Annotated in this window: 17 protein-coding genes and 2 tRNA genes; 7 read left to right on the top strand and 12 right to left on the bottom strand. The window is 34.2% G+C overall.

Annotation, left to right across the window (positions count from 1 at the left end; all coding sequences use genetic code 11):
• Positions 1 to 42 precede the first annotated feature (42 nt).
• The 3 genes from lpxB to AB674_RS00085 are packed head-to-tail and all read left to right on the top strand — an operon-like array spanning position 43 to position 3746.
• On the top strand, positions 43 to 1161 hold the full coding sequence (gene lpxB, locus AB674_RS00095) for a lipid-A-disaccharide synthase (RefSeq protein WP_047772746.1): 1119 nt from the start codon (positions 43 to 45) through the stop codon (positions 1159 to 1161).
• A gap of 10 nt (positions 1162 to 1171) precedes the next feature.
• Positions 1172 to 1657, top strand: a complete 486-nt coding sequence (locus tag AB674_RS00090; protein ID WP_047772745.1) for a C40 family peptidase — start codon at positions 1172 to 1174, stop codon at positions 1655 to 1657.
• Between the two features lie 52 nt (positions 1658 to 1709).
• Entirely contained in the window at positions 1710 to 3746 is a 2037-nt protein-coding gene (locus AB674_RS00085) for a ComEC/Rec2 family competence protein (RefSeq protein WP_047772744.1), read from the top strand.
• A gap of 13 nt (positions 3747 to 3759) precedes the next feature.
• Here the strand turns inward: AB674_RS00085 and AB674_RS00080 are convergent, their stop codons facing one another.
• The 6 genes from AB674_RS00080 to AB674_RS00055 form a co-directional block, all read right to left on the bottom strand.
• Positions 3760 to 4209 (bottom strand): hypothetical protein, encoded by a 450-nt coding sequence (locus AB674_RS00080; protein WP_047772742.1) that lies wholly within the window; start codon positions 4207 to 4209, stop codon positions 3760 to 3762.
• A 272-nt stretch (positions 4210 to 4481) separates the two neighbouring features.
• Positions 4482 to 4934: a hypothetical protein gene (locus tag AB674_RS00075; protein ID WP_047772740.1), complete on the bottom strand. Its 453-nt coding sequence runs from the start codon at positions 4932 to 4934 to the stop codon at positions 4482 to 4484.
• A gap of 212 nt (positions 4935 to 5146) precedes the next feature.
• Positions 5147 to 5614: a thioredoxin family protein gene (locus tag AB674_RS00070; RefSeq protein ID WP_047772739.1), complete on the bottom strand. Its 468-nt coding sequence runs from the start codon at positions 5612 to 5614 to the stop codon at positions 5147 to 5149.
• A 50-nt stretch (positions 5615 to 5664) separates the two neighbouring features.
• Positions 5665 to 7149 carry a peptide MFS transporter gene (locus AB674_RS00065; RefSeq protein WP_047773244.1) on the bottom strand — a complete coding sequence of 495 codons (1485 nt, stop codon included), beginning with the start codon at positions 7147 to 7149 and terminating at the stop codon, positions 5665 to 5667.
• A 1-nt stretch (position 7150) separates the two neighbouring features.
• Positions 7151 to 8827, bottom strand: a complete 1677-nt coding sequence (locus AB674_RS00060) for a peptide MFS transporter (RefSeq protein ID WP_047772737.1) — start codon at positions 8825 to 8827, stop codon at positions 7151 to 7153.
• A gap of 37 nt (positions 8828 to 8864) precedes the next feature.
• Entirely contained in the window at positions 8865 to 11036 is a 2172-nt protein-coding gene (locus tag AB674_RS00055; protein WP_047772735.1) for a S9 family peptidase, read from the bottom strand.
• A 185-nt stretch (positions 11037 to 11221) separates the two neighbouring features.
• Between AB674_RS00055 and AB674_RS00050 the strand changes: the two genes are divergently transcribed.
• Together AB674_RS00050 and AB674_RS00045 are read left to right on the top strand one after the other, a co-directional pair.
• Complete coding sequence (locus AB674_RS00050) at positions 11222 to 12535, top strand: hydroxymethylglutaryl-CoA reductase, degradative (protein WP_047772733.1); 1314 nt, start codon at positions 11222 to 11224, stop codon at positions 12533 to 12535.
• 92 nt (positions 12536 to 12627) lie between these two features.
• Positions 12628 to 13542: a GYDIA family GHMP kinase gene (locus AB674_RS00045; protein ID WP_047772731.1), complete on the top strand. Its 915-nt coding sequence runs from the start codon at positions 12628 to 12630 to the stop codon at positions 13540 to 13542.
• A gap of 362 nt (positions 13543 to 13904) precedes the next feature.
• Here AB674_RS00045 and AB674_RS00040 read toward each other — a convergent pair whose 3' ends face one another.
• The 6 genes from AB674_RS00040 to AB674_RS00015 form a co-directional block, all read right to left on the bottom strand.
• Positions 13905 to 16004: a peptidylprolyl isomerase gene (locus AB674_RS00040; RefSeq protein ID WP_047772730.1), complete on the bottom strand. Its 2100-nt coding sequence runs from the start codon at positions 16002 to 16004 to the stop codon at positions 13905 to 13907.
• Between the two features lie 108 nt (positions 16005 to 16112).
• Positions 16113 to 17372 (bottom strand): hemolysin family protein, encoded by a 1260-nt coding sequence (locus tag AB674_RS00035; RefSeq protein ID WP_047772728.1) that lies wholly within the window; start codon positions 17370 to 17372, stop codon positions 16113 to 16115.
• Positions 17373 to 17375: 3 nt separating this feature from the next.
• A complete protein-coding gene (locus tag AB674_RS00030; protein WP_047772726.1) occupies positions 17376 to 17570 on the bottom strand; it encodes a hypothetical protein in 195 nt (64 codons plus the stop codon).
• A gap of 8 nt (positions 17571 to 17578) precedes the next feature.
• A complete protein-coding gene (gene lptC, locus AB674_RS00025; RefSeq protein ID WP_047772725.1) occupies positions 17579 to 18130 on the bottom strand; it encodes an LPS export ABC transporter periplasmic protein LptC in 552 nt (183 codons plus the stop codon).
• 50 nt (positions 18131 to 18180) lie between these two features.
• On the bottom strand, positions 18181 to 19413 hold the full coding sequence (locus AB674_RS00020; protein ID WP_047772723.1) for a membrane protein: 1233 nt from the start codon (positions 19411 to 19413) through the stop codon (positions 18181 to 18183).
• A complete protein-coding gene (locus tag AB674_RS00015; RefSeq protein WP_047773242.1) occupies positions 19406 to 20140 on the bottom strand; it encodes a type III pantothenate kinase in 735 nt (244 codons plus the stop codon). The genes AB674_RS00020 and AB674_RS00015 overlap by 8 nt, the downstream gene beginning before the upstream one ends.
• A 99-nt stretch (positions 20141 to 20239) precedes the next feature.
• Between AB674_RS00015 and AB674_RS00010 the strand changes: the two genes are divergently transcribed.
• Both AB674_RS00010 and AB674_RS00005 read left to right on the top strand, forming a co-directional pair.
• Positions 20240 to 20315, top strand: a tRNA-Phe gene (locus AB674_RS00010).
• Positions 20316 to 21972: 1657 nt separating this feature from the next.
• Positions 21973 to 22048, top strand: a tRNA-Phe gene (locus AB674_RS00005).
• Positions 22049 to 22321 lie beyond the last annotated feature (273 nt).

Genomic DNA, 22321 nt, shown 5'->3' with positions numbered 1-22321 from the left:
TAGTTGTGTTGAAAAACAGAGCACCTCTTCAAAAAAACGAATATGAAATATTACATAATAGCTGGTGAAGCCTCCGGAGACCTACATGGTTCTAATTTAATGAAAGCCTTATACGAGGAAGATCCTCAGGCCGAAATCAGATTCTGGGGTGGTGACTTAATGCAAAAAGTGGGCGGAACTTTGGTAAAACACTATCGCGAATTGGCTTTTATGGGTTTTGTGGAAGTTATTTTCAATCTAAAAACCATTTTAACCAATATTACTATTTGCAAAAAAGACATTGCTGCTTTTCAACCGGATGTTATTATTTTTATTGATTATCCGGGGTTTAATATGCGTATTGCAAAATGGGCTAAAGCTTTAAATTACAAAACACACTATTATATTTCGCCACAAATCTGGGCATGGAAAGAAAGCAGAATCAAAGCAATCAAACATGATATTGATAAAATGTTTGTCATTTTGCCTTTTGAAAAAAGCTTTTATGAAGACAAACATCATTTTCCTGTAGCTTTTGTAGGGCATCCGCTGATTGATGCAATTCAGAATCAGCCAGCCTTTGATGAAGCTGTTTTCAGAAAAGAAAATCAATTAAGCGATCGACCAATTATTGCTGTTTTACCGGGAAGTCGTCAGCAGGAAATCACCAAAATGCTAAGTGTAATGCTGAGTGTCGTAGACGATTTTCAAGACTATGAATTTGTTATCGCCGGTGCCCCAAGTCAGGATTTTGGGTTTTACCAGCAATTTATCACCAATAAAAACATCAAATTTATCTCGAATAAAACCTATGCCCTGCTTCGATCATCAACTGCGGCTTTGGTTACCTCGGGTACCGCAACTTTAGAAACAGCTTTATTTAAAGTTCCTGAAGTCGTTTGTTATAAAGGAAGCAACATTTCGTATCAGATTGCAAAACGCATTATTACACTAAAATACATTTCTCTGGTCAATTTAATTATGGATCAGGAGGTCGTGACTGAGTTAATTCAGAGTGACTGCAATACGAAACGCATAAAAGAAGAGTTATATAAAATACTGGAACCTGCTTACCGTCAAAAATTGTTGCTAAACTATGATATTTTAGAGCAAAAATTAGGAGGTGTCGGAGCCAGTAAAAAAACAGCAAAACTTATTGTTGCTGATTTAAAACCGCTTTAAAAATTTTATTTTGAAAAAATTACTCGTTTTACTCTTTTCCGCTCTGCTTTTTGCTTCTTGTAAATCAAGCTCCACTGTAGTAGATAAAAAGGAATCAAAGCGGGAGAACAAATATGCAGTAAAACATTTAGTCGATGTAGCAACGGATAATCTTGGCGTGCGATACAAAGCGGGAGGCACGACTAAAAGTGGTTTTGACTGCTCTGGATTGGTTTATACTGCCTTTCAAACCGAGAATATCTCAATGCCAAGAAGTTCTTATGAGCAATCTAAAATCGGGAAAGTTATCCAATTTAAGGATGCTCAAAAAGGAGATTTAATTTTCTTTAAAACCAATAGAAGCAAACAAATCAATCATGTTGGGCTAATTACGGAGGCTAATTCAAACGAAATAAAATTTGTACATTCTTCTACTTCAAAAGGCGTAATAATCTCCTCCACCAAAGAAGCTTATTATCAAAATTCTTTTGCCCAAATCAACAGGGTTCTCGAATAATCTTTTGTGAAAAAATAACTTTTTTCTTACAAATTTTTAATACTTTTAAAACATGAAAGTATTAGATTTTCCGTTGACTAAAATTACGATTGCCTTTATAATTGGCCTATTGGTTTCTTACTATTGGCTATCTGGTTTTTTAGTAACAGCTGTCTCTATTGTAAGCATTACAATTCTTTTTTCAATCTTCTATTTTACATCAAAAAAGAATAAAAAACACCTTATTTTTTTTGGAATAAGCACCTACTTACTTTCCTTTTGGCTGGGTATCATCAGCTTACTACTGCACACAAACACACTTCAGCAATCCCATTACAGTCATTACCAACAAGGATTCGAAAAGCCACATTCTATGTCTTTTACTTTAATTGAAAAGCTAAAGAGCAATGTTTACAATGATCGTTATGTTGCGCTTTTAAACCCTATTAAAAACAGCTTTTATCAAGGAAAAATTATTGTAAATATCGAGAAAGACAGTACTTCAAATAGGTTAATTATTGGAAATACAATTCAAACAAAAGCTACTTTACAGCACCTGGGAACAATAAAAAATCCCTATCAATTTGATTGTGGAACTTATCTGGCCAACAAACAAATATATGCCCAGGTTTTTATTTCTAAATCCGAAATCCGAATTAACAAAAAAGTCAACAGAACTATTTGGTTTTATGCCGCAAAGCTACACTCAAGGATCATTTACAACCTTACTAAAGCGGGTTTAAACAAAACCGAAATGAATGTAGCAATGGCCTTAATTTTAGGTCAGCAACAAGAAATTTCACCCGAAACCCTTAAAGATTATCAATATTCGGGGGCAACACATGTTTTGTCTGTTTCAGGACTGCACGTAGGTTACATTATGTTATTTATTCTTTTTCTTCTGAAACCGATCCCCAATACACGTAAGGGCTCTTTTATAAAGCTAATTACCATTTTGGTGGCGCTAGGTCTTTTTGGTATTATCTCTGGCTTATCACCTCCTGTTTTGCGTTCTGTGGTCATGTTTTCCTTTCTGGCTATCGGGAATCATCTTAGAAGAGGCAGTAACATTTATCACACCTTACTGGTTTCTGTATTGTTAATTTTGTTATTTGAGCCTTATTTTTTATTTGATGCGGGATTTCAATTGAGTTATATTGCCTTATTCTCGATTCTTTGGATACAACCATTATTAAAAGAGATCTGGAAACCCACTACCAAAATCCTGACTTATCTCTGGGAAGCTTTAACGGTTTCCTTTGCCGCCCAAATTGGAACATTCCCAATTTGTTTGTATTACTTCCATCAATTTCCTTTTTTATTTTTCGTAACCAACATTCTTATTCTTCCGGTTTTATCTTTTACAATGATTGCCGGAATTGTTGTACTGCTCATTTCTGTCTTTACCGGCTGTCCGATAATCTTCATTCAGATTTTTGAAAAAAGCATATATCTGTTAAATACAATCATACACTATATCGCCTCTTTTGAGTTTTTTGTTATTCGCGACATTCGCTTTAATTTTTATTATTTACTTACTTATTATCTACTGATCATCACGACCGTTATTTGGTTCAAAAAACCAACTTACAGTAAATTAATCGCCACTATGGTTTCTATAGTTATTGTTCAGCTGGCCTATATTAGCACCAAAAAAGAGGCCGAAAACAAATCGGAACTAATTGTATATCATATCAAGAAAAAAACCATTATCACTGAGCGAACTGGCCAAAATATTACACTCTTTGCAAATGATACTCTTTTAGGAAAAGACTCCCTTCAAAAAAGTATAAATTCCTATCTGGTGGGGAGTTTTGGAATACTAAAGTCGACCCGTACAATTAAAAACATCTTCTTTTTTAATTCTAAAAAAATCTTCCTGATTGACAGTAGCGGAGTCTATAAAAAAACTATTTCCCCTGACGTTCTCCTTCTAATACAATCTCCCAAAATAAATCTGGACCGTGTTTTACTTGACTTAAACCCAAAAATAGTAGTCTCGGATGGATCCAACTCTTATTCGATTCAAAAACGTTGGCAAATAAGCTGCTACAAAAGAAAAATCCCTTTTCACTCTACCGGTGAAAAGGGATTCTATAAATTAAACTAGCCACTACCCTCTTTCATTCAGACGGATTCAAAATCGAATCACATTCTGATATCCAGCTTCTGGCACCGCCGTTTCTATAAGATACTTTTCCGAGCATATCAAACGTTGTTTTGCCATTCCTAATTGCTCCATTGACAATACATACTTGTGGTAACTCAATAATTTCGAAAGCATTTTTTAACCTTACATTTTGCTCTTTGATCAAACTAGAGGAAAAATCAGATAAATCGAGCTTTACTAATATCACATTCTTACGAGACCACTTTTCAAATTCAGGGGTTCCAAACACTTCCTCCTGCAGGTTATCGGATGCGCTCGCGGCCGTAAACAAAATTAACATCGGCCTTCTTTGTTCAGCGCTCAAAGCAATTGCATCGGTCACGTTTGTTGTCCAACCAGCATTTTGAGCGTTCATCAAAAATGTAACTAAAAAAAACAGCAATAAAAGTAGTTTTCTATTCATAAAATTGCATAAATTAAGTTAACAAAAAACCAATTTAGCAAAATTTATCTTAAAAAACAAAAATATAATCACTAGAACCAATTCAAAAGTGATATAAAATATATTTTACTATCGAAGCTATAAGGAATACACGCCCTCACATAAAAACAGTAATTTAAACGACACAAAACAATCCTTAAAGAATAAACCTATTTAAAAAAAAACATCCCTTTTTGCACGTTGGCAAAAAGGGACTCTACAAATTAAATTAAGTAACTTAATTTAAATTTTAGTTATTCACTTGGGTGCAAAATAGAATTCGATTCCGAAATCCAAGATTTTGCTCCTCCCGGTTTATAGGAAATTTTTCCCAGGGCACTAAAAGTTGTTTTATTCTTTCTGATAGAAGCACTAGCGTAGCATACTTGCGGAAAATCATTAACGCCGAAGGCATCTTTCAACTTCATGTTTTGCTCTTTATCAGTATCAGATACATTAACATCTGATAAATCCAATTTTACAAGAATAACATTGTCTCTTGACCACACAGCAAAGTCCGGAGTTCTAAAGATTTCATTTTGCAAATTATTCGGCGCATCGGCTGTCGTGAATAAAATTAACATTGGTTTTTTTTGTTCGTTACTTAATGCAATCGCATCCGTCATATTAGTTTTCCAAACTAAGTTTTGGGATTGCATCGAAAATGAACCTAAAAAAACAAGTAGGATAAGTAATTTTTTAGTCATATCAATAGGCTTGGTTAGATTAGATTGACGAAATTAACATAATATTTTAATTTTCCAATTTTATTAGCACAAAAAACAAACTATTTATTTTTCGCTTCTAAAATAAGTGTCATTTTAATAATTAAACACCCGTTAATACGCCTATTCTAAACAAAAAAAACTCCTTACAACGTACTGTAAGGAGTCTTTAGAAAGCTATTTTTAAAATATCTTTATGATTTTTTCGGATGAACAATTCCTTCGGCTACGGCCAACCAGGCAGTCGGACCTCCGGCAACATATCCGGTATGACCAAGGCCTTTAAAATTAACTTTACCGTCTTTAGATTCAGCGCTGGTAAAATAAATGGTTGGAAAACCTTGTATCCCAAATGCTTGTTGCAATTCGTTATTCTGATTTTTTAATTCGGGTGTCTGTGGTGTTCTTCTAGGATAATCTAATTCAACTAAAACAACATTCTGACTTGCCCACTTTGAAAATTCAGCCGTTTTTAAAACTTCATTTTGCAGTCGGATACACCATCCACACCAATCGCTTCCTGTAAAAAACAGTAACATTGGTTTGTTTTCTTTATTACTTATTGCAATGGCTTCTTTTACATCTGTATGCCATTTCAACTCTTGAGCCTGGGCAACAAATGCTCCAACCAAAAAGAAAGCTATTAAAAATATTTTTTTCATGTTGTTTATTTTTAACAAATTTAAACAAAATTTGCAATGCAAAATGTCATCTACTTTACTTCTTGCATTAATTTCTTAATTAATGGTGTCGTAACGATTAAAACGATACCGGCAATTAAGGAATAGATTGCCAATTGATAATATCCGTCTGTATAAGCAATAAGTTTTGACATCAATGTCGTTCCTGTATTGGCATTTGACATTTCTGACCCCAGCTTTCCTGCAGCAAATTGACCAAATGCACTTGATAAAAACCATAAACCCATCATCATACCAAACAATCTTTTTGGTGACAATTTGGTAATTACCGACATTCCGATTGGTCCGATACACAATTCTCCTAGTGTATATACCAGATATCCTAAGGCAAATACGTCTAAAGAACTTAATCCATTTACATCTACAAAAAATCTTGCGCTATAAAAAACGAAGAATCCGGCAGCTAAAAGGATAAAGGAAAGTCCGAATTTAACAACTGTATTTGGTTCTATTTTTCTTTTGTAAAGAAAGATCCATAACAATCCCACTAAAGGACTAAAAATAATTACATATAATGAATTAATACTATTGTTAACCACATTGGGGTCAATAGTAAAAAACAACAATTTATTGGTCAAATTATCTTTTGCAAATAAAGACAAAGATCCTCCGGATTGTTCAGAAATAGCCATGAACATAAAATATCCGAAGATAAAAACAAACGCAGCCAATAATTTATACTGTTGCTTTCTGTCTTTAATTCTTAGTAATTCGAATAAAAAATACGACAATGCCACCACACCAATAGTGTACATAAAGTATTCTGTAAAATCAGAGTTAATTACCATTATATAAACCAATGGTATCACTAGTAATGAACCTACATATACTGCGATCTCATAAAGATTACGTTTTTTAGGTTCGTGATTTTCAAGAGGTGAATTTCCAATTGGCGCCAAATGTTTTTTGGTCAAAAGAAAAGTAATAACTCCAATAATCATTACAATAGCAGCAGACAGGAAACACAAACTCCAAGAGTAATTTTTTCCTAAGTAAATCGGAATAGCTCCCCCTAACATTCCACCAATATTGATTCCGGCATAGAACATTCCGTATCCGGCGTCTCTTCTACCATCATTTTCATGATACAATTCTCCTACCATCGACGATACGTTTGGTTTAAAAAAACCGGTTCCGATAATCGAAAGTGTTATCCCATAATAGAAAAAATCATGGGGTGAGGCTGCAATAAGTAAATTACCTAAAATCATTACTATTCCTCCGAACAGTAATGATTTTTTAAATCCTAAAATTTTGTCGGCGAAAATTCCTCCGATGAAAGTGAAAGCATAAACAAAAGCCTGAATCGCTCCGTATTGCAGATTCGCTTTTCCTTCCAGTAAACCTAATTGGTCTACCATAAAGAATGCTAGAACTCCTCTCATTCCGTAGAAGCAGAAACGTTCCCACATTTCAACCAAAAACAAATACCATAATTGCTTTGGATACTTGCCTTTAAAATTCTGTATTTCTTCTAAAGTGATATTTTTTTCCATTTTATCTAACACCATGCATCATTTTTTTCAAAAATGGAGTCAGTGCAAACAATACAATTGCAGCGATACCTGTTAGCACAACAAATACCATGAAAAACTCGTATAAATTATGAATTTCAAATCCTGCAAAAAAGTGATTTGCTGCACTAATTTGATGTTTTTCTAAAAGGACTATTTGTTCTGCTGTAGGTGTTATCGTTTTATCTAAAACAGCCTGAAGATCTATACCTAATTCTTTTGCTTTGGCAAACTTATCACCCGTTGCAGGCAAAATAGAGCCTAAAGTTCCTCCTAAAGCGTAACCTGATGCATTAGACAAGAAAAACACACCATACAATAAAGAAGCAAATCGTTTTGGAGCCAATTTACCTACTAAAGATAAACCGATCGGAGACAAACATAATTCGGCACATGTATTTAAGAAATACAATAAGATCAACCATTTAACCAATAATAATCCTGAAGTTCCAATATAAGAAACCTGTGTCGCGATCATAAAGAAACTAATCGATATTATCACTAAACCTACCGCTAATTTTACAGGAGAGATTGGCTCTTTACTATTGGCTCTTAATGTATCCCATAATATACTGAACGGTACCGCCAATAAAACTACAAACATTCCGTTAAAAATCTGAACCATTGACGGAGGCATCTGCCAGCCAAAGAAATTTCTGTCGGTTTGATTATCTGCAATAAAAGTCAATGATGAACCCGCTTGTTCAAAAGCTGCCCAGAAGAAAATAATAAAAAAGGAAACAATATAAATTACAAATATCCTGTCTCTTTCAATCTTAGTTAAAGAAGTATCCGAAATAATTAATCCTGCCAATGATAAACCACTCGAGTAAATCAAAGTATAAATCAGATTCTGACCTACCACATAGTGAAAAAAGAATCCTAAAGCAACAAAAGCAACTCCTGCAGTAGCAAGGGCTTTGTTAGAGAAATTAGCTTTTTGCGCTTCTCCTTCTTCAAAATCAGAAGCATCATTTTTAGAAGGTAAACCTCCTAGTGGCTTTCCTTCAGGAGAAACCACATATTTATTTTTTAAAAAGTAAAAAACTATAGTACCGATAAACATGGCTGCAGAAGCTGCCAGGAAACCCCATCTGAAAGCATGAATATCTCTAATACCTCCAGCGTCTTTTACATCTCCTAATAAAGGACAAATAGACTGACCTAAAAAGGCTCCGATATTAATACCCATGTAGAAAATAGTAAAAGCACTATCTAATTTTGTTTTTTCCTGTTTTGGATACAAACTCCCCACCATACTTGAGATATTTGGTTTGAAGAATCCATTACCAAACACAATAACTCCTAATGCAGAGTACATAACTATTTTTGCAAGATCAATATGCTCCCCAAAAATACTTCCGCTGGTAAACAACAATAATTGTCCGATTGCCATTAATAATCCTCCTAACAGGATACAGTTTCTGTTCCCTAAAAAACGATCGGCAACGAAACCTCCCAACATTGGAGTTAAATAACAAAGTCCAAGAAAACCACCATAAATCAACGAGGCTTCTTCTTCCTTCATTAATAAAGAGTTAACAAGAAATAAAGTTAATAAAGCTCGCATTCCATAAAAATTGAACCGCTCCCACATCTCCGTTCCAAACAATACCCAAAGTCCTTTTGGATGCGCCGATTTTACTTGTTTCTCTCCCATATTATTTATTATTTTTTTTTAAGGTTATAAAGTTATTCTATAAATTTTCTTTGATAAAGTTAGTCATTTTAGTATAAAGATGAATTCTCGTTTCTGTACCCAGAATATGATGGTCTTTGTCCGGATAAATCTCAGAATCAAATTGTTTATTGGCCTGAATTAATGCTTCCATCATTTGCATTGAATTTTGCAGATGCACATTATCATCACCTGATCCGTGTATCAACAGAAACTTCCCTTTTAATTTATCCACATAATTTATTGGAGAATTCTGATCATAACCACTTTCATTTTCCTGAGGAGTCTGCAGGTATCTTTCTGTATAAACACTATCGTAAAAACGCCAGTTGGTTACCGGAGCAACAGCAATTGCCATTTTGAAAACATCATTCCCCTGAAAAATACAATTTGAAGCCATAAATCCACCATAACTCCACCCGAACATTCCGATTCTTGAAGCATCAACATACGGATACGTTCCAAGTACTTTCGCAGCATCGATCTGATCTTCTACTTCGTATTTTCCTAGTTCTTTTTGTGTTACTTTTTTGAAATCAGCACCTTTAAAACCAGTTCCTCTACCATCAACACAAACTACAATATAACCTTGTTGGGTAAGGGATATAAACCAATAATCATCTTTATTGTTCCAATCATTGTTTACTTGTTGAGAACCCGGACCAGAATACTGGTACATAAAAACAGGATATTTTTTGGAAGGATCAAAATCTTTTGGCTTTAATATCCAGGTATTTAATTCAATTCCTTTTGCAGTTTTCAAAACAAAGAATTCTTTAACCGGCAAATTATAAGCTACCAATTTATCAGAAAGCGCTTTATTGTTCTCAATCACCTGAATTTCTTTACCCGTTTTTGCTTCGTTTAAAGTATACGTAGTTGGCTGAGCAGCACTAGAGAATGTATTGATAAAGTATTGGAAATTTGGGCTAAAAGTCGCTGCGTTTGTTCCTGTAGTTTTAGCCAGCGCAATTTTGTTTTTTCCGTCTAATGAGATGCGGTAAATTGCTCTGTTAATAGAACCATTTTCAGTAGATTGGTAGAAAATAGTTTTTGTTTTTTCATCGAAACCGTAGTATGAAGTTACTTCCCAGTTTCCTTTTGTAACCTGATTTTTTAATTTTCCGGTTTTGTCATATAAATAGATATGATTGAATCCGTCTTTTTCGCTTGTCCAGATAAAGCTGTTGTCTTTTAAAAAAGTCAAATTATCTGTAATGTCAACGTATGCTTTGTCTTTTTCATTCAAAATCACTTTTGCAGCGGCGGTTGTCCCATCAACAAATAACAAATCCAGATTGTCCTGATGACGGTTTAAGACCTGTGCAGAGAGTACATTACTATCATTGGTCCATTTTAACCTTGGAATATAAAAATCATTGTAATTTCCAAGATCTACTTTTTTGGTTGCATTTGCGGCAGCATCATAAATATGTAAGGAAACTGCTGAATTCTTCTCTCCTGCTTTCGGATATTTGAAGGTTTCAATTTTCGGATACAGGTCTTTATGATACATTGCCATTGAGAACTCAGGAACCGCACTTTCATCAAAGCGAATGTATGCTAGTTTTTTGCTGTCTTGACTCCAGTCGAATGCTCTTACAAAAGCAAATTCTTCTTCGTAAACCCAGTCCGTAATACCATTGATAACGGCATTCTTCTTACCATCTGTCGTTACTGCTGTTATTTTTTTTGAAGTAACATCGTACACATATAAATTATTTTCCTTGGCATAGGCAATTTTAGTTCCATCAGGAGAGAACGTTGGTTCCTGAACCTGAAAATCGAAAAGCTTTGTTAAGGATTTTGAAGTAATATCGTACAAAAAATAATCTGCGATAAAGGAGTGTCGGAAAATCTGTTTGGAGTTGCACGCAATCAAAATCTTTTTTTCAGAAGAATCGAAAGTGTAACTGTCTATTTTACCAGCTAGCGCTGCGTGATTTTTTGTGTCAATTAAATTGGATACTTTTTTAAGCGTAGCAAAATCATATAAATCGATCTCCATGCTCCCACTTGCCTCATCAGCATTCAATACGGTATACTGGTTTGTGTTTTTCAAGGATTGTAATTTGTCCATTCCTTTGGCCTGAAAAACGCCATGATAAATATTTTCAACAGTGACTTTTTGCTGACCAAAAACAGTCGTAACCAGTAACAATAGTATGACCGTAATTCTACTTGTATTCATTCGTATTATTTTAAAATATAAAAAAGAGCCCAATTTTAGTAAAAAAAATAAACATAATGCCCATTATAAGTGTTAAATGTTAAAAAAAATAACGATTGCGTACTTTCGGATTTTCATTTATAGATTGCAAACAAACCTCTTAAATTGGTATATTTGCCGCAATATTACTATTTAATCTACTGAGAATGAACAACGCCGTTGCCGGATTTTCAAAATTATCCAAAAATGAAAAAATAAACTGGATTGCAAACACCTATTTTTCGACTCCTGAGGAGGCTCTTAAAATAATAAGAAATTACTGGAATTCAGACCACAAGCTCCAACAACTGCACGATGAATTCATAGAAAACACCATCACTAATTTATATATTCCGCTTGGAGTTGCTCCTAACTTTTTAATCAACGGGACGTACAAAACAATCCCAATGGCTATTGAAGAAAGTTCTGTAGTAGCCGCCGCTTCAAAAGCTGCCAAATTCTGGGCCACTCGTGGTGGATTTAAGGCAACCGTAATGAATACTGAAAAAATTGGACAGGTTCATTTTACATTCAACGGAGAGGCTGAAAAACTACAGTTGTTCTTCGATCAAATCAAACCTAAATTTTTCTCAGACACGCAAAGCATTACCAAAAATATGCAACAGCGCGGAGGAGGAATTCTCGATATTCAATTAAGAGACAAAAGAAATTTACTTGACAATTATTTCCAACTGCATGCTACTTTTGAAACCAAAGACAGCATGGGCGCCAATTTTATTAATTCTTGTCTGGAACAATTTGCGACAACTTTAAAAGAAGAAGCTCAAAATTCAGATTTATTTGCCCAAAATGAAACTCTTCAGGTTGTCATGAGTATTTTATCTAATTATGTCCCAAACTGTGTTGTCAGAGCCGAGGTTTCTTGCCCGGTTGAAGACTTAACTGAAAAACACATTACAAATCCGCAGGAATTTGCAGAACGTTTTGTACAAGCCGTTCAAATTGCAGAAGTGGAGCCATTTAGAGCCGTAACCCATAATAAAGGTATTATGAATGGTGTTGATGCGGTAATTCTAGCGACAGGAAATGACTTTAGAGCAGTAGAAGCCGGCATTCATGCTTATGCTTCCAGAAATGGACAATATTCAAGTTTATCACATGCCAAAATCGAAAATGGAATATTTACTTTTTGGCTTGAAATTCCACTTGCACTAGGCACTGTTGGCGGACTAACCTCCTTGCATCCTTTAGTAAAATTATGCTTAGAGGTGCTTCAAAAACCTTCTGCAAGAGAACTAATGGAAGTAGTTGCCGTTGCCGGTCTGGCTCAAAATTTTGCCGCATTGCGCTCGTTAACGACAAACGGAATTCAGGCAGGCCATATGAAAATGCACCTAAATAATATTATCAACCAATTTGAAGCCACCGAAGAAGAACGCCATTTGATTAAAACGCACTTTAAGACCAATGCAATCTCTCACAGTGCTGTGGTTGAATTTATAGAAAATTTACGAAAATAATCCGAAGTTACTCTCGTGTTTGTTGTCCTTTTCTACTCCTCAAAATTTTTGAGGAATATAAAAAAACATTGCACGGAGTCAAAAGAGACAGAATGAAAACAACCTTTTACAGTAATGGAAAACTCTTAATTACGGGTGAATATCTGGTTTTAGACGGAGCCAAAGCTTTTGCGTTGCCAACAAAATTTGGACAAAATTTAGTCGTAGAAGAAGGAACAAACAAGGAAATTAAATGGAAAAGCTACGATTTTGACCATCAGATTTGGTTTGAAGATTGTATCTCTTTTTCGGATATTATAAACAATCCAACTGCACAAATTGAGACTGTAAAAACGACCTTAATTACGATTTTGCACGAGACTTACCTCTTAAATCCTGATTTTATTAATCAAGCTCAGGGTTATCTTGTCACTACGGAACTTACATTTCCTAAAAACTGGGGATTAGGCACTTCTTCTACCTTATTGAACAATATCGCTCAATGGGCCAAAATAGATGCTTTTACGCTACTTAAAAACAGTTTTGGAGGTAGTGGTTACGATATTGCCTGCGCACAACACAATACTCCGATTATTTATCGTCTGGAACAAAATGCACCTGTAGTAGAGCCTGTAATTTTTAATCCGGATTTTACTCAAAATTTATTCTTTGTTTACCTTAATAAAAAACAAAGTAGTAAAACGGCCATAAATGCTTATTACAATAATAAAAATCAAAATTTAGCCAACAGCATTACCGAAAATAACAAAATCACGGAGGCGGCCTTAAAGGCAAAAACCTTAACCGAATTTGCTTACGCCTTAGAAAAACATGAAACACACTTAAGTAATATCTTAGAATTGGAAACGATAAAAGAAATTGCTTTTCCTGATTTTAATGGTGTCGTAAAAAGCCTTGGTGCATGGGGTGGCGATTTTGTATTAGTGATTTCAAAAGAAAACCCAAAAGAGTATTTTGTTTCAAAAGGATATGAAACCATTCTTACTTATGCGGAAATGATATTGTAAAACGACACAGTATTACGCAACAATTTAAAAATCATTTGATTATAACATACCAAAAGGAAGCAATCTCGCTGTTTGAGATTACTTCCTTTTTATTTGCAAACACTTTTAAAAGGTTAAATTCAGAAGTACCTTCTTTACAGCAACTTCCTAATTGATTCAGCGAGTTTATATCGAAATCTTCGCTCCCCTTTGCAATTTCTTACTTAAAAAATGTGTTTTTCTTCGAAATGGAAATACTTGCATTAGTTAAGCATCAATCCTTATTTCTTGCAATTCTGTCCTCACGACTAAGGAAAATAATAAGCAAAAAAAAGCCATCTCTAATTTTAGCAGAGATGGCTTTTTTAATTATTTTGATAGACCTAGTAGTTAAACTGTAATCTGTTGTCTTCGATTTTAGCATTGTTTTTTAACGCTGGTAAAATTCTGCTTGCATCAGATGCGCTTTGTGCTTTTACCTTTTCGATGTAAGGAGCATGACTTGCAATCGCCGGAGCTTTCACAGTACTAACATTCTTCACTACATAAACTCCTGTATTTCCTTCAATTGGAGCAGAAATTTTATTTGCAGCTAAAGCAAATGCATTACCAACAACTTTTGGCTCTTGTCCAACTCCACCAGGTAAAACCGGATTATCCATAGTTACATTAGCAGCTTGTTGAACAGCAACACCAGCACTTTTAGCAACTGCTTCAAGACTAGATCCTGTCATTTTAGCTTTTAGCATTTCTGCTTTTTTCTTGTTTTTCAAGATTGGCTCTACATAAGGTCTTGCAGCAACTACAGATACCAAACCTGATTTGTTTTCGCTTTTATATTGAGCAATTACGTGACCAATATTAGCGATTTCAAAACGCTTAACATCATTTTTATCTGTTTCTTTATCAAATGCCCATCTTATAATGTTACGTTGATTTCCTAATGAACCAAATGCTTCGTCCATTGCTTTTGCAGTTACAGGAGGAGCTACTTTTAATCCTAATTCTTTTGCTGTTGCATTAAAATCATTCTTAGCAGCATCCATTTCAAATTTAGTTGCCAAAGTAAATACTTTATCAGAAGTTACCTCAGAAGGCTCGATTTTTTGAGCTATTGTAGCTAAACGAATTCCGTCTTGTTTGTCTGTGATTTTGATAATATGAAATCCAAAAGGAGTTTCTACTAAACCAACTTTTCCAATTCCGTTACTGAATACAAAATCATTGAAAGGTTTTACCATTTGGTTTGGACCAAAATATCCTAAATCACCACCTTGTTGTGCAGATGAATCATCAGAACTTGTAAAAGCTAACATCATGAAACTATCCGGATTAGCCTGAACCTGAGCTAGAATTTCTTCAGCTTTAGCTTTTGCTTCTTCTTTCGTTCTTTTCTCTTTTGTATTTGGCGTTTGAGAACCAGTATATCCAATTAAAATATGGCTTGCTTTTGCATTAACTCCAGCTTTAAATCCAAGAGATTTAGAAATACAGTAGTATTTACCAAAAACGTAAGGTCCGTAGATTTGACCCGGAGCTAAAGAAAACAATTTATCTGCATCAACTGCAGGCAAGTTATTTTTAGCAACATAAGTAGAATCGTAAGGAACATCAGAATTTGAATTCACAAATTCAGCAATGTTAGTTGCATTTCTGAAACCTGGCAAAGTATCGTTTTTACCTGTTTTTGCATTGTAAACAACACTTCCTGATAACAACGCAGTAATCTTAGCTTTAATTTCAGCTTCGTCTTCTTTTGAAGCTTTATCTTCAACTAAAACATATTGAATTTCACGAGTATCATCCGCTTTGAATTTTTTCTCGTTTTTCTTCATGTAGTCCACAATTTCTGAATCAGAAATTTTCACTTCACTATCTTTAATAGAAGAATACAATCCGGCAACATAAGCAAAATTTACTTTGTTCGCTTCCATTTCGTATTTCAACTTTCCTTCACTAGCAGTTGTGTAAAGTCCTGATTTTACTAATGTATTGTAGATTTGAAATTTTGCATTTAATGTAGCATCTTTCTCTTTATCTGCAATATATTGTTTTGCTTCAGGATTAGATTTAAAGTACTCTTTGAATTTAACGATATCAAACATACCAGCTGCATTTAAGAACATTGGATTTTTACCAATATTCGGATCAGCTTTCAGAACTTCAATTAAGTGTTTTTCACCTACTCTCAATCCTAATTTTTCAAACTGAGTTGATAATAATGCGATTGAAACCTCTTGGTCCCAAACTCTGTTAGCAGCTTCGGTAGAAGAAATTCCCTGACCACTTTTTTCAACATTACTAACTTTAACTCTAAAGTCTTCAAATGAAATGTCTTTTCCATCGATACTTCCTACATCTTTCGAACTTTGACCGAAAGTCCCTCTGGTGAATAGATCTTGTATTATAAATGCAAATAATGCAAGTGCAATAACTCCTATTAATAAAGCGGAACGCTGTCTAATTTTTGCTAAAACTGCCATTTTTATTATCGTTAATTTTATATTCAGTTTGCGAAAATACAATTATCTAGTTAATAACAATACAACTAGGGTTTTATTTTACACATTTTTTTTCAATTACTAAAAAAATCACTCTTTTATAGTCATTTTTACTAATTCGATTTTCTTATTTGTTGCCTCTTCTATCACGAAATGATAGTTATCAATCACTATTTCTTCTCCTTTTTGAGGAATTTCTTTTGTTGAATTTACTATAAAACCTCCTAAAGTACCATATGAATCCTCTTCAGGAATACCCAATTTGTAGGTTTCATTCAAATACTCCACATCTAAACGAGTCGAAAACAAATACTTACCCTGACCCAGCTCCTGCTCTATCAATTCCTCATCCAGATCATGCTCGTCTTCGATCTCACCAAAAAGCTCTTCTACAATATCTTCTATAGTAATTATCCCTGCTGTCCCTCCATGTTCATCTAAAACAACGGCGACATTCTTTCTTTTTTTGATCAACAGATTTAACGCGTCTTTTATCGAAATAGTTTCCGGAACAAACTCCACTGTCATCAAAACAGATTTGATTGTTTTTGGCTTCTTAAACAGATCAAAAGAATGCACATAACCCACGATATCATCTAATGAGTTTTGACTCACTACAATTTTAGAATAGCCGGTTTCTATAAAAACTTCTTTAAGCTCTTCAACACTGTCAAATAAATCCACCGCAACAATTTCTGTACGTGGTGTCATAATATCGCGCGCTTTTACACCTGAAAATTCTAAAGCATTTTGAAAAATCTGAATTTCTGAATCGACTTCTTCATTATCCTCAACAGAACTCATTTGTTCGTTAATATAATTTCCGAGCTCTACTTTACTAAAATACAGCTGTACCTGATCTCCCTCTGTTTTAAAAAATTTCTTTAAAACAAAATCTGAAATCCAGATAAAGAAAGTCGAAACATAGTAAAATAGCCTATAAAACAGATAGGCCGGAATTGCAAAAAATTTAATTAAGGAATTGGCATAAATCTGAAAGAAAACCTTAGGAAGAAACTCAGCTGTAATCAAAACTATAAAAGTAGAAATCACAGTCTGAATCAACAAACCAGCAACCTCAGAGAACCGATAGCCCAATTGAGTTAGCTGCATCAAGATCAGATCACCCATAAAAAAACCATAAACCACCAACGCCACATTGTTACCAATAAGCATTGCAGCAATAAATTTAGAGGGATTACCGGTAAGCTTGGTAAGAATTTGAGAGAGAAAATTATCCTGTTTTTTTTCTATTTCAAGATAAATTTTATTCGAGGAAATAAAAGCAATTTCCATTCCTGAAAAAAAGGCTGACAGTATTAAACATAGTATTATAATACCAATCTCCATTTTTTATTGTTTTTTGTTACGATCGTCAAATTTCCTGGCAAATTTTCTCCTGAAGAAAAACATAAAAACAGCTAAACCGGCAATTATAAAACTCATCGTAGAGCCCTCAATTCCTTCGTTTAGCTTTACAGCGCCATCATAAATAAAGAAAACTGCAAATAATATGTAAACGTACTGTGTATATTTTAAATAACCCATAATATAATTTATTCTTCGGCTTCTAATTCGCCTGTTATTCGTTGTGAATTTATCACTTTAAAATCCTTACTAAAATCAATTCCCTGTCCGTAAGAAACCCCTTTTGCATCTGTAAGCTTAAATTTTCTTTCGGTATAAAACCATTCGTTCTTCTGATCAAAATACAACTGCTCTGTCTCCAGCATCTGACCGGTTTCTGATGTGATTTTCACTTTTCCCTGCAAATCAATAATTCCGGTTGGCTTATAGGAAATAGCGTAATTTGATCTTATAAAGGTACGCTTTAGATTTTTATCATATAAAGTAACATCAATTCCCTTTGGAAACTCTGTAAACGGAAAATCGAGATTCGAATAATCCAACATTTTAGAACTAACCAAAACTCCGGTTATACGTCCTGAATCCGTATATTTTATATTTACGGTATCGGCATCACTTCCCGGAACAAACTCTGAAAAGTTACTTTTCTGAACTTCTTTAAAATTACTTTCGCATCCAAAAAACATTGTCACAGCAAGAACTGTGACAATTGTTAGTATATATTTCTTTGGTAAATTCATTTGCCAAATGTAGTAAATTGTACTGAGCTTAAAAAAACATAAAGTTATGTTTAGTTGAATCTGCTTTTCACAAACCATCTATCGTTAAAAGAGAAACTCATGCTAAAATTCATGTAATTTTCTTTAACTAAACCTGATGAAGTAGTTCCCTTTTTACCAAATTCAATTCCAAAATTTACATTTGAAAAAGTCCCTGTAATTGGAAAACCGGCACCCAATGTCATACCAACATCATTAATTGATTCATTATTGATAATCAAACCTACTTTTTCATATTTAAGACCTGCTCTATAGGTAACTCTGCTTAAATAACTTGAGAAAGAAGTATAGTTAGGAATGTAATAACCCCCAACAGCATATTTTGAAGATTTTTCGTAACGTACATTACTAGCTGTATTGTAATAATTAGCAAGTGAACCTGCATCACCTTGAAAAGCCATTGTAGTACCTACTAACCATTTTCTCGCTTCTCCAATACCTGCACCAAATGTAAATTTACCAGGAATCTTTAACTTAACCGAATTTTCAGGATAGGTAAACGTGTTCGGATCTCCGTCAACTTCAGTAATTCTGCCATTGTCTGAATTTAAATTACCCGAGAAGGTATAACTCAAACTCGTATACAAGTTCAATTTTTTATCAATCTTCGTCTGATACATTGTACCAATATTAAAGTTCACCCCTGATAACTCAGAAGTATTTGTTTCTCTGGTAGCATTTTGAACATCTGTTTTCATCTCTACGCTTGTAGTCGTGATTTTACCAAAATTATATTGTACATCAGCACCAATATTCCACTCAGGTGTAATTTTATAACCAAGTCCAAAAAACACTTTATTAACTCCACCCTTTCCTTCTAACTGACTGCTTATTGCGTCCGGAATAGTGGTTTTGTCATTTGAAATTCTATACCCAACTGAAGTTAAAGGAACCAAACCAATAGCAGCACCAAACTTACCCATCGGAATACCTAAAGCTAAATAATCAAAAGTTGATCTTTGTGCTTTTGAAGTCTCTTTATCCGTTTTAATTTTAGTTGTTCCAAAAGTACCTCCAACACTAAAAGTGGTTTGCCCCAAACTGGCATAACTTGCGGGATTTTCAATATTCAAATGTATCGAATCCTGCTCTACTGCAACTCCCCCCATAGACCTGTATTCAAGAGTTCCTTTGAATCTTGCATCACCAATTCCGTAAAAAGAATAAGGCGATGAAGTACCTTGCTGTGCAAATGAAACGAACGATATAAGTAAACATGTACTTATTATAATTTTTTTAATCATTGTCGATTTTATATTGAAATGTTTGGTTCAAACTTTCTAAAAGGAAATTTGAATTGGCAAATATGGTATTTTTTAATCGTTTAGCCAAAAAATCTGCATCGCCACCCGTTAAAATTATTATAAAATTTAAAAAATTTGCCCGATACTCCTCGATAAAACCATCAACCTCATAGACAAACCCGTTGACAACACCAGAATGAATGGCCTCTTTTGTAGAATCACCTATATAGTGTTCCGGTACTTCTAAAGTTAGCAAAGGCAACTTGGCCGTAAAATTATGCAGCGCTTCATAACGCAATCTGAGTCCGGGAGAGATTGCACCACCTAAATACTGATCTTTTTCGTCTATAAAATCATAAGTAATGCAAGTTCCGGCATCTATAACCAATCTATTTTGTTTTGGAAACTGCAAAGTGGCTCCGGCTGCCAAAACCATCCGGTCAATTCCTAACGTTTTTGGAGTTGCATATTTGTTTATAAAAGGAAAAACGTCTTCATGTGTCAAAAAATGAATCGTAAGCTGCTTTTCGAAAGTCAAAAAAGCTTGTTTTTCGATATTTCCGACCGACGCAACGATCAAATCAGTACAATTTTGAAATTTTTTTAAAATATTTTCAATTTTATTCTCGAACTCACTTTTCTCAAAAACGAAGCTCTCCAAAATACTACCTCCCTCAAAGACAGCCGCTTTAATTCTAGTATTCCCAACGTCAACTGTTAAAACCATATTTGTTTTTTTACCTGTGCGAAGATACGAATTGATTTTTTTAAACAAATGTTTTGGATAAACCAAAAATGGTTCTATCTTTGCACCCGCAATCAGCACGGTGCCTTAGCTCAGATGGTAGAGCAATGGACTGAAAATCCATGTGTCCCTGGTTCGATCCCTGGAGGCACCACCAAAACCCGAATAGCAATATTCGGGTTTTTTGTTTTTATACCTTTTCTAAAAAATAAAAACTACTTATTCTTGATCCCAGATCTGACGTTTATTAAATTCCAAATTTTCAAATTCCAAATTCCAATCTCTAAGAAGCGAAACGGGTGCAGAAATTGTCTTTCTTGTTTTTAAATTAAAGCTAGCAGGTTTTAAAAACCTGTTAGGTTTAGTTTTTGAGGTATTTTTTCACGCAGATTCTAGCAAATTTTTTTAGCATCGCTTCTGCCGAAATCTGCTAAATCTGCGTGAAACTTTATTTTGCCCCCAACTTATTCTTGATCCCAGATCTGATGTTTATTAAATTCCAAATTTTGAAATTCCAAATTCCAATCTCGAAGAAGCGGAACGGGTGTAGAAATTGTCTTTCTTGTTTTTAAATTAAACCTAACAGGTTTCAAAAACCTGTTAGGTTTGGTTTTTGAGGTATTTTTTCACGCAGATTTTGCAGATTCTAGCAGATTTTTTTAGCATTACTTCTGCTGAAATCTGCTAAATCTGCGTGCTATTTTATTTTGTCTCCAACTTATTCTTGATCCCAGATCTCATGTTTATTAAATTCCAAATTTTGAAATTCCAAATTCCAATCTCGAAGAAGCGAAACGGGTGCAGAAATTGTCTTTCTTGTTTTTAAATTAAACCTAACAGGTTTTTGAAACCTGTTAGGTTTGGTTTTTGAGGTATTTTTTCACGCAGATTTTGCAGATTCCAGCAGATTTTTTTAGCATTGCTTCTGCTGAAATCTGCTAAATCTGCGTAAAACTTTATTTTGTCCCCAACTTATTCTTGATCCCAGATCTCATGTTTATTAAATTCAAATTTTGAAATTCCAAATTCCAATCTCGACGAAGCGGAACGGGTGTAGAAATTGTCTTTCTTGTTTTTAAATTAAACCTAACAGGTTTCAAAAACCTGTTAGGTTTGGTTTTTGAGGTATTTTTTTCACACAGATTTTGCAGATTCTAGCAGATTTTTTTAGCATTGCTTCTGCTGAAATCTGCTAAATCTGCGTGAAACTTTATTTTGTCCCCAACTTATTCTTGATCCCAGATCTCATGTTTATTAAATCCCAAATTTTGAAATTCCAAATTCCAATCTCGAAGAAGCGGAACGGATGCAGAGATTGTCTTTCTTGTTTTTAAATTAAACCTAACAGGTTTCAAAAACCTGTTAGGTTTGGTTTTTGAGGTGTTTTTTCACGCAGATTTAGCAGATTCTAGCAGATTTTCTTAGCATTGCTTCTGCCGAAATCTGCTAAATCTGTGTGAAACTTTATTTTGTCCCCAAAACTCACATGTCATTCTACAAAAATCAACAGCTCTTTGTTAAAGTACCAAGCGCATTTTCTTACAATATAAAGTAAGACCAAAATAAACCTCAAATTAAACCGGTTTGTTATTTTTACTCCCCAATCTTCTCACTCCCTACAAATAAAACTTAGGAGTTTACTCAAAATGAGCACACTAGTTTTCTAGGAAACCTTTCATTTTTTGAAGCTGATTCCTGAAAAACTGCTACAAAATTTCAAACTTTAAAACCTTAGATTTAAATTTTTAAAACAATCGTGTAAAATGTTTTGGATAAACCAAAAATCCTCCTATATTTGCACCCGCAATAAGCATGGTGCCTTAGCTCAGATGGTAGAGCAATGGACTGAAAATCCATGTGTCCCTGGTTCGATCCCTGGAGGCACCACCAAAACCCGAATAGCAATATTCGGGTTTTTTGTTTTTATACTTTATCCTTATTATGGACCAAGTCCAAAAGTTATGGATTCTTACTAGAATCCTTCTTCTGAGTCCGAGAATCTCTCTCGCAAAGTCGCAGAGTCGCTAAGTTTTTTTGGATCAAGACATATTGTTGTGGAGGAACAAATATCTTGTAGTTCTGTAATTTCGAATCAAGTTAAAAAGTTGTGAAATAATTTTTAGAAATTTCTTTTGTTAGAAGTAGCAGATCATATACTTTTTG

The sequence above is a fragment of the Flavobacterium sp. ABG genome (assembly GCF_001027725.1).
Taxonomy (GTDB): Bacteria; Bacteroidota; Bacteroidia; order Flavobacteriales; family Flavobacteriaceae; genus Flavobacterium; species Flavobacterium cupriresistens.
This window is presented reverse-complemented; position numbering and strand designations above follow the sequence as displayed.

Excerpts from the sequence above, each read along its gene's own strand:
- AB674_RS00070 (WP_047772739.1), bottom strand. The coding sequence starts at position 5,614 with ATGAAAAAAATATTTTTAATAGCTTTCTTTTTGGTTGGAGCATTTGTT.
- AB674_RS00030 (WP_047772726.1), bottom strand. The coding sequence starts at position 17,570 with ATGGGTTATTTAAAATATACACAGTACGTTTACATATTATTTGCAGTT.
- AB674_RS00075 (WP_047772740.1), bottom strand. The coding sequence starts at position 4,934 with ATGACTAAAAAATTACTTATCCTACTTGTTTTTTTAGGTTCATTTTCG.
- AB674_RS00045 (WP_047772731.1), top strand. The coding sequence starts at position 12,628 with ATGAAAACAACCTTTTACAGTAATGGAAAACTCTTAATTACGGGTGAA.
- lptC (WP_047772725.1), bottom strand. The coding sequence starts at position 18,130 with ATGAATTTACCAAAGAAATATATACTAACAATTGTCACAGTTCTTGCT.
- AB674_RS00085 (WP_047772744.1), top strand. The coding sequence starts at position 1,710 with ATGAAAGTATTAGATTTTCCGTTGACTAAAATTACGATTGCCTTTATA.
- AB674_RS00015 (WP_047773242.1), bottom strand. The coding sequence starts at position 20,140 with ATGGTTTTAACAGTTGACGTTGGGAATACTAGAATTAAAGCGGCTGTC.
- AB674_RS00020 (WP_047772723.1), bottom strand. The coding sequence starts at position 19,413 with ATGATTAAAAAAATTATAATAAGTACATGTTTACTTATATCGTTCGTT.
- AB674_RS00035 (WP_047772728.1), bottom strand. The coding sequence starts at position 17,372 with ATGGAGATTGGTATTATAATACTATGTTTAATACTGTCAGCCTTTTTT.
- lpxB (WP_047772746.1), top strand. The coding sequence starts at position 43 with ATGAAATATTACATAATAGCTGGTGAAGCCTCCGGAGACCTACATGGT.
- AB674_RS00065 (WP_047773244.1), bottom strand. The coding sequence starts at position 7,149 with ATGGAAAAAAATATCACTTTAGAAGAAATACAGAATTTTAAAGGCAAG.
- AB674_RS00080 (WP_047772742.1), bottom strand. The coding sequence starts at position 4,209 with ATGAATAGAAAACTACTTTTATTGCTGTTTTTTTTAGTTACATTTTTG.
- AB674_RS00040 (WP_047772730.1), bottom strand. The coding sequence starts at position 16,004 with ATGGCAGTTTTAGCAAAAATTAGACAGCGTTCCGCTTTATTAATAGGA.
- AB674_RS00060 (WP_047772737.1), bottom strand. The coding sequence starts at position 8,827 with ATGGGAGAGAAACAAGTAAAATCGGCGCATCCAAAAGGACTTTGGGTA.
- AB674_RS00055 (WP_047772735.1), bottom strand. The coding sequence starts at position 11,036 with ATGAATACAAGTAGAATTACGGTCATACTATTGTTACTGGTTACGACT.
- AB674_RS00050 (WP_047772733.1), top strand. The coding sequence starts at position 11,222 with ATGAACAACGCCGTTGCCGGATTTTCAAAATTATCCAAAAATGAAAAA.